This is a genomic window from Mycoplasma pogonae, assembly GCF_054170725.1.
The window spans coordinates 68,299-80,812 of the sequence record NZ_JBSWZS010000001.1; the positions used below are offsets into that span (position 1 = coordinate 68,299).

Below are 12,514 nucleotides of genomic sequence, written 5' to 3' on the forward strand. Positions count from 1 at the left end.
TATGAATTTAATTAATCTTCTTTAGTTACATGAACTTGAATTTTTGCCACAATATTTTTGTGCAATTTAATTTTAACTTCAGTAAAACCTAAAGAGGCAATATGCAAATGTTCCTCAATTGAATGTTTTGGTAATTTAAAACCTTTTTCTTCTAAAGCTTTTTGAATTTTTTTGCCAGTAATTGAATGGTGGATTACATTATTATGTTCTTTTAGAGTGAATTCTAAATTAACTTTTTCCAATTCCCCTTTTAATAACATTGCTTGTACTCTTTGTTCTTGCTCTTCTGCTTCTAATTTTGCCAGGTTTTTATGTAAAATTGCTAAGTTTTTTTCATTATATGGCACTGCCAATTTATTTTTAATTAAGTAATTTGATCCATATCCTGGCGAAACATCAATGATATCATTTACTTTTCCATCTTTACAATCTTTAATTATTATTACTTTCATTTTTCACACTCACTATTGCTTGTTTAATGTTTGTTATGAATTGATCTAATGATTCATTCTCTGAAATCACTGCAGCGGCACTAAAATGACCACCACCACCTAATGACTCAACAATAATTTGAACATTAGTCTCAATTCCCCGTGCTGACAATTTATAATTTTTCTTGTCATAACGAGCAACCACGAAGGCTGCTTTACGGTCTTTAATTCTTAGGATTTCATCAGCTGCAATTGATACCACATCTGGTGGTAATTCGTCATTAGTATAAGCTAAAAAAAATCCCGGTTTGACTTCGCTTAAGGTTGATAATAGTTTTCGAATTTGGCCTGAAACTTCTTCTGAAATTTTTAGTATATCAACCGATTCTTGCGCTTTGGCTCCCCACTCATATAGCAAAGCCGCAGCATTAAATGTTTTATTTGAAATTGATTTTTGAAATTGATTGGTGTCCATATAAATTCCATTTAATAACGTTTGAGCTACAAAAGAACTAATTTGACGTTTGACACTTGTGCGGCTAAACCGTAGAAATTCTGTAATAATTTCTGAAGCTGAAGAAGCTGAAGTGTCAATAAATTGATTTAGCAGCGGACAATAATCGGGTTGAACACTTACTCGATGATGATCAAAGATAAAAATATTGTCTGGATTAGCTTTATCAAAAGCATCAGGATTTTCTAATAATTGCGGGTTAGAAGTGTCGCATACAAAAATTAAAGTATTTTTATTAGTTAGTCGCGATGCAGTTTGAGGTTTAATAAAAAGTTTTTTGTCAACGTTTTCAAAATGGCTTTGAATAAAATTATAGGCTGTGTTATCAAAACTGATATTTTGAATAAAAACTTGCTTATTATAGGTTTGAAAAAATTTAGCAAGAGCATAAGAAGCTCCCAGTGCATCCAAATCCATATTTTTATGTCCATAAATAATAACTTTTTTCAAAGTCGGATCGGCAATTCGTTTCATAATCCGCTTGCTAACAGCACTAATTAAGGTACGACTAGAATTAGGTTGAATTTCAGTTCTAGCTCCGTATGAATGCATTTTTTCTTCATCAACAACCGTAATTTGATCACCACCACGGGATTGGCTATTTAACAACCCTTTTCGTGTTAGCTTAATTAACTCATTAATGTTCGAAGTACCATAAGCAAAGGCTCCTGATACAGTGATTTTTTGATTAAAAAGATCTATATCACCATAACTATTAATTTTGTTAAAAAAATCAAATTGTTCTTTTTTAAATTCTGTCAAAGTGCTTTCATTAGTAATTAATAAAAATTTACTATTGGCATATTGTCGATATGATAAATTGTATTTTTTAGATAATTTTTCAAATAAATTAATTAAAGCATTTTGAATTGAAAATAATTCTTCTTCAGCTAGGGTAATTTGTAATAGTGAAAAGTTATCGATTTCAATTTCTCCTAAAACGATGCGATCTTCATTGTATTGTTTAATTAATGAAAAACGAAAATTCAAATCTTTTAAAATAATAATTTTATGATCTAAATTAATTCTCACTTCATAAATATTATCGTTATCTTTATAAACATACAACAAACGTTTTTCCCGCACATTTTCACGAAAATCAAAATAATCTACAATAGCATTACCTAAAATTTTTGTTCCAAAGCGCTCTTTCACAAATGGCGAAATTCATAAAATTTTTCCAGTAGCTGAAAAATTTATTATTCCTAAACCATTTTTAGAAACTTCTTCTTCAATGTAATAGTTAATACCTTTTTCAATTTCAGCAACTTTTTTTAGATATTTTTTAACTCAAAAAAATAAAACTAGAAAAAAACACGCTAATAAAGAAAAAATAAGAATAAATAATATAACCGTTTCTAATTCTTTTCATTCTGTTAAAAAAAAGTGTTGGACAAGCCAAAGCACTAATAAAATTAAAAAAAGCGCAACAGAAAAGGCTGCTATAAAAAATAACTTTTTTCGTTTAATTTTCATGATGTAATTATTATACCAAAAGCATTTATCTAAAATTGATATTAACAAAATTATCTAAGCAAATAAAAACAAAAACCGTATCAAAGACACGATTTTTGTTTTAATTAAAAATGATTATTTTTTAATTCTATCTGCAACAAATGGTAAGAAAGCAACAAATCTAGCTCTTTTAATTGAAGTTGAAACTAATCTTTGGTGTCTAGCACATGTGCCTGTAATTCTTGAAGATAAAATTTTTCCGTGTAAGTTAATTAATTTGCTTAGTAAGTCAACATTTTTATAATCGATGTAATCCATTTTGTTTACACAAAAGTTACATGGTTTTTTACGAGAATTTTTTTTCTTAGTTTTTTTAACGAATTTCATTGGCGAATCTCCTTATATTAAATCATCAATTGATCAGTTTTCTTCATCGATGTCTATATCACTACTATTTTCGACAACTTTGGGGGCTGTAAAATCAGGAGTTGAAACTGATGCAAATGATTGTGGGGTAGTAGTTTCATTTGTTGAATTATTATAAAAGTTCATTTTTTGATTATTAGTTTGGTTATTTTTTGATCCTTCAAACTTTGTTTGTTTACGTTGTTCCTCAATTTGTCTTGACTCTAGCTTTTGGAATCGATCAACAGTTACATCAAAACCATTAACATACTCGCCGTTTTTATTTTGATAACGGTTAGCTGAAATGCTACCTTCAATTGCAACTAATGAACCTTTTGATAAATATTCTAGTGCAAATGTTGCATTATTTCTTCAAGCTACAATCGGAATAAAATCTGATACTTCAGTATTAGTGTTTGTATCAAAATCACGACGTACAGCCACAGTAAAACGTACATAAGGTACATTTGAACGGGTTAAAAATTTATTTGGATCTTGAACCAATCTACCAATCAAAACAACTTTATTCATAAAATGAATTACTCCTTAGTTTTAGTTTCTTCAGAAGTTGCTGCTGGAGCTGGTCTATTAGCTCTATGCTCGTTATCGTTTCTTCTGTTAAATGGTCTACGATTATTATTAAATGGTGCTCTTGGTTTGAATTTCTTAACTGTTACTTTACGGTTTAAACCTTTTTCAGAATCTAAATTAATTACTAATGTTCTTCAAATAGTTTTAGAAATGTTTGTTAAACGAACAAATTCTGCAACCAGTTTTTCTTCAGCATTTACTAATAGTAACAAGTAAGTAGCTGTTTTTGATTTGTTAATTTCATAAGCTAATTCTGTACGCTCTAACTTTTCAGCTGATACAATGCTATCAGCTCCAAAAGTATTTTTTGCTAAGTCTGTAGCAATTTCAGGATTTTCTCCTGGAGCAAGAATTAATAAAATTTCATATTTTGCCATCTTTATATTGGCTCCTTTCGGTCATCAGGATCTAACTTGTTATTTAGATCAAGGAGTTTTATGAAAATTTTTTAATAAACTCAAATGCTATTATATTATATTTTCTTAAAATTGTGATAAAATAGCATCTCTTAATTCAGCTATTTTGGTTTTTTTATTAGCTGAGACTCAATAAATCGGAGCAGCTAAATTTTCAAGCGCCTTTTTAGCTTTATAAAGTTGTGATTGTTTAGCCTTATCCACTTTAGTACCAACTAAAATAACTTTTCGATTTAGTGCTTGTAGGTAATAATACATTTCAAAATCAAATTCAGTTGGACCAATCACACTATCAAATAATAAAAATACTGTCGCAAGATTAGTTGATTCTATAAAATATTGTTCAATCATATCTAACATTTTTTGTTTTTGACTTTTAGACATTTTAGCATAGCCATAACCCGGTAAATCCACAACAATATTATGATAATCATCTGAAAAATAATTAATCAATTGCGTTCTTCCTGGTGTATTAGAAGTTTTGGCAATTTTGGTGTTAGCAAGGGCATTAATTAATGATGATTTACCAACATTAGAACGGCCAATAAAACATATTTCTTTACCTTCGTGTTGATACCAACTATTTTTATCTTGTGCTGATTTAATAAATTTTCACATGATAGCCTTCTTTCGAAATTTATTATAAAAAAATCCTAAACTAATAATTTAGGATTAATATTTTATCTTCTAATACTTAATAGCAGTTTTAGTAATTGCACAAATGTTAGAAATAAAACCATTCCATAAGCAAGTGCTGAATAATTAATTAATTTTCTATCATATTCATTAATTTCAGCATTTTCACCAATGATAACTCATCTTTCTTGCTCTTTTTGCAAACTATAAAATGTAAATCCTGCTAGTAAAATATAAAGCGCAATTCCTACAATAGCAATAAATAATATTAATCAATTTTGTAGCACAAAAATATTAATAATAATCATCACAATAAAAGCAGCTGATAAAATCGATATTAATGGTCATAATTTTCCGTAATTCACAATTCCAAGATATCCTAAAAATCCAGAAACTCCAATTGCAATTAATGGAATTGCAACCATGATTCCTAAAACTCAAATGCTACGATCTTGAAGTAAATATAAGGTAACTTGCATTCCCACAAATCAAGCATCCATCACTATGAAAACTGCATATAACAAAACCATAAATGCAAATGGAATTTTTAAATTCCTTGATTGTACTATTCAATAAATTACACTATGAAGTATGATAAATAAAATTCACATAATAATTTGTCAAGCAAATGATGTTTTAACTCCAAATGAAAAGATAATGAAATTAATATCATTTAAATTTAAATAAACAAATAATGATGACATTAATAACAAAATCCCTACACCAAAACCAAATCACATTAATGTTTTTGATAATAATTTTGTTTTTTGTTCTTTTTCAACAATCCCTAAATATCTTTGTCTATATGTCATAATGTTAAATATTATACCTTACCTTTTATTTTTTCTTCTTTAACAATTGTAATATGATATTCATCTAATTGTTTTGGATCCACCGGAGAAGGAGCTTGGGTCATTAAATTAACGCCTTTGGAATTAATCGGAAATGGAATCACATCACGAATTGAATCAGTATTTTGTAAAATCATTACAAGACGGTCAATTCCGAAAGCAATTCCACCATGCGGAGGTAATCCATAATTGAAAGTTTTTAGAAAAAAACCAAATTGTTGCTCCTGCTGCTCAAGTGTCATTCCGATAATACTAAACATTTTACGTTGAACATCTTTGTCAAAAATTCGGATTGAGCCACCACCTAACTCAAATCCATTAAGCACAAGATCATAAGCTTGGGCGCGCGCTAATTTAGGGTTTGCTTCATTTGGCGTATTTAAAAAACCATCTTGAAACATTGTAAATGGATGGTGTGCTGCAGCATATGAATTAGTTTCTGCATCATATTCATACATTGGTCAATCAACAATTCAAGCAAAACGAAATTCATCTGAATTAACAAGATTGAACATTTCTTTCATTTTTACTCTTAAAGCACCAAGTGAATTAGTCACTTCTTGATATTCGCCAGCAACAATAAATAGGGTTCCGGTTTGATAATTATGATTAGTAACATAGGTTTGAATTTTATCAAGATTAATGTCTTTAAAAGAATTTGCTATGACCTTGCCATTTTGAATTTCAACATTTAATAAACGATTTCCTTTATTTTTCTTAAATTCTTCTTCTAAAAGTTTTAGTTCTTTTTTAGAAACTTTTTGTTCTAAAAAAATAGTTTTAATGGTCGGGAAGTTAAATAAAAATTCTGCAGTGTTTTGTAAATCAGCTGTTGCTTCTGTTAAAAAATGTTGATGTCTTAAGTCCGGCTTATCAACTCCATATTTATCAATTGCTGTATCATAAGTAATTTTTTCAAATTCGCCAGTAATTGTTAAACCTAATTTGTTAAATAAATGGCGATACATTTGTTCTACAAGTGATTGAATTGTTTCTTGCTTTACAAATGACATTTCAATATCTAATTGGGTAAATTCATATTGACGATCTTTTCGTAAATCTTCATCCCGAAAAACGCGAGCAAATTGATAGTATTTTTCAAACCCTGAAGCCATTAAAATTTGTTTAAATAATTGTGGTGATTGAGGAAGAGCAAAAAAATGCCCTTTTTTTCGAGTTGTAACTAAAAAATCACGTGCTCCTTCAGGTGTTGAGCGTGACAAAATAGGAGTTTCAATATCAACAAAATCATATTGATTTAAAAATTCGCGTAAATATTGAAAAACTTTGTGTTTTAATAAAATATTAGCAGCAATTTTATGCCTTCTTAAATCTAAATAACGATATTCTAGGCGTAATTCTTCGCTCACATCGATTTCATCTTTAATTTCAAACGGTAAATTATCTGAGTTTGATAAAACTTGATAATCTGTAACAATTACTTCAATTTCACCAGTTGCAAGATTGGGGTTTTTATCTTTTCTAGCGACAACTTTACCAGTAACTTTTAAAACTGCCTCTTTATTAAAATCTGTTTTTGTATCGTTAAAGACAATTTGGGTAATGCCTCAACGGTCACGCAAATCCACAAAAGACATATTTTTAAATTTTCGAATATTTTTCACCCATCCATAGAGCGTTACTTCTTGATTTAAATTATGAATGGTTAATTCATTATTGTTAATTTTTTTCATTTTTAAGCCTTTTTAGTTCATTGTATAGTATTTGATTTTTTTTATTATTTTGATGTAATGTAAATGCTTCACGATAGTTTTTAGTGAAATCTTTGACTGTAAAAGCGGTTGGTGGTTGATCTTTTTCTCGGAAAATAATCATTGAAGCTAATTGCTCAGCATTTTTGAATGCTTGCTGAATTTTTTCTGGTTTTTTACCAAATTCCACTCGAAAGCCTTGTTGACGTAAATGTAATGCTAAAACACTATTAGCTTGCAATTCTGACTCATTAAAACTTGCAATATAAATATCGCATTGTTTTTGATTAAAATCCCGAAACTGTTTGATTTTTGGAAAAACTAATTCCATTAGCCGTTCTACACCTAAACCAAAACCAATTGCTGATTGTTCTAATTTACCTAATTCTTTAAAAAGGCTATTATAACGCCCACCACCTAAAATAGTTGATTGAGCTCCTAATGTTTGTGACGTATCAATAAATTCAAATACAATTTCATCATAATAATCTAGGCCTCGAACTAATGAATAATCCACTTCATATTTAATTTCATAAAGATCTAATAATTTTTGGAATTGCTCAAATGATTTTAACATTTCAGATGTTAAAAATTCTTTAATTTTTGGAGCAGCTTTAATAAAATCTTTATGCGCTTCTTTTTTATCATCTAAAATGCGCAACGGATTTTTTTCAAGACGTTTTACTGATAATTCTTCTAATTGATCAATATAAGCACTAAAATATTTTTTTAAGCTAGCTGTATATTGCGCCCGAATTGCAGCATCACCTAAATAATTAATTTTAATTTTATAATCAACAATTTTCAATCTTCTTAACAATTCGGTAGCTAATAAAATAACTTCTGCATTAGTATAAGGGTTAGAAATAGATAAATATTCGACTCCAGCTTGATAAAACTGACGCTGGCGCCCTTTTTGGGGTTGTTCATAACGAAAGGCAGGGTTAAAATAAAAATATTTTTGCATTAAAGCTGAATTGGCATAAAGCTTATTTTCTAAAATTGCCCGCACTACCGGGGCTGTTGCTTCTGGTTTTAAAGCTAGTTCTCGATCAGCTTTATCAGTGAAAATATACATTTCTTTATTAACAATTTCTGACAGCTCACCAGAACTACGCTTGAACAACTTAGCTTCTTCAAAAATAGGTGTTTCAATATAATGAAAATTGAAGTCCGTAGCGACTTCAAAAAAGATATTTTTAATAAAATTAAAAATTTGTGCATTTAAACCGTAAATGTCTTTTGTGCCTTTAGGTTTTTGAAACATAAAATCCTTCCATTCAAATGATTACACGTTGTAATCATTAATTCCGGTGAAAGTTTGTTCTTTGATTTTAGATTTGTTTCAGAAATTATCATTCATGCGCTTAGCTTTCATTTTATTACGTAATACTTCAAGGTGGTATCACACTTGTGGGGCAATAAATAATGATGAAAGAGTTCCAAAAACAATTCCAAATAATAGCGCAATATTGAAGTATAAATTAGTTGATTCTCTAAAAATTAATAACATGAAAACAGTAATTAATGTTGTTAATGAAGTGAATAGTGATCGTTTCATAATATCTTTGATCGCTGAATTCATGATTTCTTTAATTTCTTGTTTTGAAAGCACTTCATGATGTGAGTACTTTTTGATTGTGATTTCTTTAATTCGATCAAAAATAATAATAGTGTTATTAATTGAATACCCAACAATCGTCAAGGCGGCAGCTACAAAAATAGTTGAAAATTCAAATCTAAAAATTACAAATAAAGCAATCACAATAATTACGTCATGTAGCAAGGCTACAATAGCAGCAATTGAGAATGTTCATTTTAATACAATTAGGGTATATAAAATTACTAAAATAAATGAAATAGAAATTGCTAAAATTGCATTTTTAACTAAATTTTGAGCTTCTTCTGTTGAGATTGCATATGAATTTGTAGTTAAATAAGAACTTACGCCATTTTTCAAATTACTTTCTAAAGCTGTAATTTTATCAGTTAAATCCTGAGTTGTAACAACTGATACATTAAACAAAGTTTTTTCAGCATTAATAGGCAAGAAAGTGATTTGATTTGCGCCATTATCAATGCCGTTATTGATTAAAAATGTCTTAATTTCTTCGGCAGTTGCTAAATCTAACGGTTTAAATGAATTATTACTTGATTCAATTAAAATATTAGTTCCTCCAGAAAAATCAATTCCTCGAGCAAAACCAGCTCCAACATTACCAGCAAGAGCCGCAAAAATAATGAAGATAATGATACCAATACCAATAATTGTTAATGGCACAAGATTAAATCACTTAATATGTTTGACATAATTTGGCCGTTCAATAATTGGTATGTAACCCTGTTGAATTTTTTCAACATATTTTTTTTGAATTCCTAAAAGATACAACTTATTGTTAAAGAAACCAGTTTTAATTAATAATGTTGTAATCATTCTTGTGAACAATAGCGAAGCAACTAATGTAAAGATGATCGAAAGAATTAAAGTAATTGAAAAACCTTTAATGCTTTTTGTACCAAAATAAAAAAGTACAATCGCCACTAAAAATGTAGTGATGTTAGAGTTCAAAATAGTCGATACTGATAAACTATTAGCTTTGGTATTAGCTTTGAGTACATTCGAACCTTCATAAATTTCTTTTTTAAAACGTTCAAACATTAAAACATTTGCATCAACTGACATTCCAATTCCGATGATCAAAGGAGCGATAGATGATGGTGAATATTCTCCGCGTAAAACAGTAAAAAATAATAATGTTAAAAAAACATATAAAGCTAATGAGATTGTTGAAAGTGCTCCTAGCAATCCGTAATTTACAATTAAAAATAATGCAATGATGCTAAATGAAATAATTCCGGCAATCAAAGCTGAATTTAAAGCTTGCGATCCTAATGTTGCAGAAACAAAATTAGAACTTAGTAATTCTAATTTATACTCAGCTGAACCATAATCAATATTTAGTGCTAATTGTTTTGCTTCATCAGCTGAAAAATTCCCACCAATCACAAATGATGAGCCAGAAAGTGGTTCTCTAACAGAAGCTTGTGAAATTAAATAATCTTGTGCTTTAAAAACGCCTTCTTTTAAAACTGGCTCAAATTCTTTTTCTTCACCACCGACCATTTGTTTATATTTTGTTGCTTTTTCATTAACAAACATGAAATTATAAATGTTATAGTTAGCGTTTTTTCATTCATTTGGGTACTGTTCTTGTGCTATTTTAAGCAGTTCACGTAAATTTACCCACATTAAAATGACATTATTAGGTCTTTTTTGTGAAATATAAGATGTTGCTTTAGTTCATTCAACTTCAGCTTCTTTATCTTTTAAGCTCACTAATACTTCATTGGCATTGCCGCCAGAAGCGCTTGGGCGCGCTTGAGCGGAGTTTTGCTTTAGCGGAGGAGACCAAGAGACATCAGTTCTATCTAATGAACCATTTTCAACAAATACACCATTATAAAATAATGGGTTACCATTGATATCAGTAATACTTAATTCTGGTTTTTTAATGATTTCATCGATAAAAGCGTTTTTACCTTCTTCGTTTGAAACATTATTTTTAGAAATTAAAATTTTGCTATCGCCTTCAATTGAAACATTAGTACCATTTAAACCAGTACCTCCTGTTAAACGATCAGAAATTGCTTTTTCAACATTTCGAACTGTTTCATCACTAGCTTTTTGACCATCAAGGCTTTTAACTTGGATTAATGCTTCAACACCACCACCATATTCTACAGAGCGGTTAATGTTTTGTGAGACGTAACTTGTTGATCCTCACGCAATTCCAGCGATTGAAAAACTAATTGTAAGAATTAGGATAATAATGCGCTTTCAATTCGATAATTTAAAGAATTTTACAAACAAGTTTTTCATAAGTTAGTAAATTATACCATTAAGCAAAATTTTCAAAAATAGCATTTTTTTATTCTAAAAAATTAATGTTATTTAAATATTCAAGTGCTTTTTCAGTGATCATCCGTCCCCGAAAACTTTTTTCTAAAAAACCTAGTTTCAAAAGTTCGGGTTCAATAAATGTTTGAATGACTTCTTTTTTAAACATCAGCATTGAACTAATTGTTTCAAGTGAAATTCATTTTTGCTGAAAATGGCTAGCTAGGATTTTTAGATAAGAAATTTGTTGCTGATTTAATCCTTGCGCATAAATACCAATGCTTGATAATGTTTCTTCAAGAATAGCTTGATTAATTTGTTTTGTATTATGAAAAATCATAAAATCGCGAATCCTTTTTAAAATGTTGTTTACCTGGCGTGGAACTAATTGCGCTGCTTCAGCAATTGTTGTATAAAATGATTCTAGAATTAAAATATTTAATTTTTTAGAAGAGCTTTTGATAATTTCGATGATGTCAAATAAATTATACATTTCAAAATTAGCAATAAACCCAAATCGATCACGCAATGGTTTAGAAATTTTATAAATTTTGGTGGTTGCACCAATAATTGTAAATTTGGGTAACTTCATTCGAATAATTTTACTATCACCCTCAACTCCGAACGGAATGTCTACAACACCTTCTTCCATCGCTGAATAAAGCAGTTCTTCAACATTTTTATTAATAGCATGGATTTCATCAATAAACAATAGATCATACTCTTTTAAAGCAGCAAAAATTTGTAATAAATCAGCTTTCTTTTCAATCGAAGGCCCTTGAATAAATTTAATATTTAATCCACTTTCTTGAGCAATCAAGTTTGCTAATGTGGTTTTACCAAATCCTGGCGCTGCATTAAAAATGATGTGATCAATTTTTGTTTTGCGCTTTTTAGCTGATTGAATCATGGCAAATAATGTTTTTTTAATTTTATTTTGACCTATAAATTCTTGAAAATTTTTTGGTCTAAGTTCTAAGTTCTCGTGCATTTGAAATTACTTTAATGGCTGCTTCAACTAAAAAATCAATATTTTCATTGCTTAAATCAACATTATTTAAAGCAAAATCAATTTGCTTTTTCTTAAAACCTAAAAATTGTAAGGTTTTTTCTAAGTCATTAATAATATTATTAGATTTTACTACTGTTGTTAGTTCAGTTTTATTGACCAAGTCTTTATTTAATAATTTTTGATACTTTTCTGATAGAGAAAAGACAATCTGTTTAGCAGATTTAGCTGTGATATATTTTACTTTTGCAAGTTCACTAACATCGCCATTTGCAATTAAGTGAACAAGATGTTGAAAATCATGTTCTAAAATAGAAATGGCAGTTTTAGGGCCAATGCCACTAATTGATAATAAGTCTTCAAATAAAATTCTTTCTTTAAAAGAATTAAAACCATATAACTTATGTTGATACTCATTAATATGGTCATAAATATAAATTCTTCTTGTTTCGTCTTTTTGATAAGAACGATTATAAGGAATATAAATTAAATAACCTACTTGATTACAATCTAAAATAATGTAACTATTTGAAACATGAGAAATTTTTCCAATTTTATATACTGTCATATTTTTCCTCCATTTAATATATAGCTAG

General features: G+C 28.8%; 12 protein-coding genes. All 12 read right to left on the minus strand.

The features are described 5' to 3' along the window. Positions 1-11: 11 nt before the first annotated feature. Complete coding sequence (gene rplI / locus ACW95P_RS00200; RefSeq protein WP_457961211.1) at positions 12-452, minus strand: 50S ribosomal protein L9; 441 nt, start codon at positions 450-452, stop codon at positions 12-14. Beyond that, entirely contained in the window at positions 433-2,421 is a 1,989-nt protein-coding gene (locus ACW95P_RS00205; protein ID WP_457961212.1) for a GGDEF domain-containing protein, read from the minus strand. The genes rplI and ACW95P_RS00205 overlap by 20 nt, the downstream gene beginning before the upstream one ends. 114 nt (positions 2,422-2,535) lie before the next feature. Continuing rightward, the gene (rpsR, locus tag ACW95P_RS00210) at positions 2,536-2,787 is read right to left on the minus strand and encodes a 30S ribosomal protein S18 (protein ID WP_457961213.1); all 252 of its coding nucleotides are present in this window, start codon (positions 2,785-2,787) and stop codon (positions 2,536-2,538) included. 12 nt (positions 2,788-2,799) lie between these two features. Further along, on the minus strand, positions 2,800-3,336 hold the full coding sequence (locus ACW95P_RS00215) for a single-stranded DNA-binding protein (RefSeq protein WP_457961214.1): 537 nt from the start codon (positions 3,334-3,336) through the stop codon (positions 2,800-2,802). An 8-nt stretch (positions 3,337-3,344) separates the two neighbouring features. Further along, a complete protein-coding gene (gene rpsF, locus ACW95P_RS00220) occupies positions 3,345-3,773 on the minus strand; it encodes a 30S ribosomal protein S6 (RefSeq protein WP_457961215.1) in 429 nt (142 codons plus the stop codon). Positions 3,774-3,878: 105 nt separating this feature from the next. Then, a complete protein-coding gene (gene yihA / locus ACW95P_RS00225; protein WP_457961216.1) occupies positions 3,879-4,430 on the minus strand; it encodes a ribosome biogenesis GTP-binding protein YihA/YsxC in 552 nt (183 codons plus the stop codon). Between the two features lie 62 nt (positions 4,431-4,492). Continuing rightward, positions 4,493-5,260 (minus strand): MAG0110 family membrane protein, encoded by a 768-nt coding sequence (locus ACW95P_RS00230; protein WP_457961217.1) that lies wholly within the window; start codon positions 5,258-5,260, stop codon positions 4,493-4,495. A gap of 11 nt (positions 5,261-5,271) precedes the next feature. Then, on the minus strand, positions 5,272-6,993 hold the full coding sequence (aspS, locus tag ACW95P_RS00235) for an aspartate--tRNA ligase (protein ID WP_457961218.1): 1,722 nt from the start codon (positions 6,991-6,993) through the stop codon (positions 5,272-5,274). Beyond that, positions 6,980-8,278: a histidine--tRNA ligase gene (hisS, locus tag ACW95P_RS00240; RefSeq protein WP_457961219.1), complete on the minus strand. Its 1,299-nt coding sequence runs from the start codon at positions 8,276-8,278 to the stop codon at positions 6,980-6,982. Before hisS ends, aspS begins: the two co-directional genes overlap by 14 nt. A gap of 21 nt (positions 8,279-8,299) precedes the next feature. Beyond that, on the minus strand, positions 8,300-10,891 hold the full coding sequence (gene secDF, locus ACW95P_RS00245) for a protein translocase subunit SecDF (protein WP_457961220.1): 2,592 nt from the start codon (positions 10,889-10,891) through the stop codon (positions 8,300-8,302). Between the two features lie 49 nt (positions 10,892-10,940). Next, the gene (gene ruvB, locus ACW95P_RS00250; RefSeq protein WP_457961221.1) at positions 10,941-11,900 is read right to left on the minus strand and encodes a Holliday junction branch migration DNA helicase RuvB; all 960 of its coding nucleotides are present in this window, start codon (positions 11,898-11,900) and stop codon (positions 10,941-10,943) included. Next, the gene (gene ruvA / locus ACW95P_RS00255) at positions 11,878-12,486 is read right to left on the minus strand and encodes a Holliday junction branch migration protein RuvA (protein ID WP_457961222.1); all 609 of its coding nucleotides are present in this window, start codon (positions 12,484-12,486) and stop codon (positions 11,878-11,880) included. The genes ruvB and ruvA overlap by 23 nt, the downstream gene beginning before the upstream one ends. Positions 12,487-12,514: the final 28 nt, after the last annotated feature.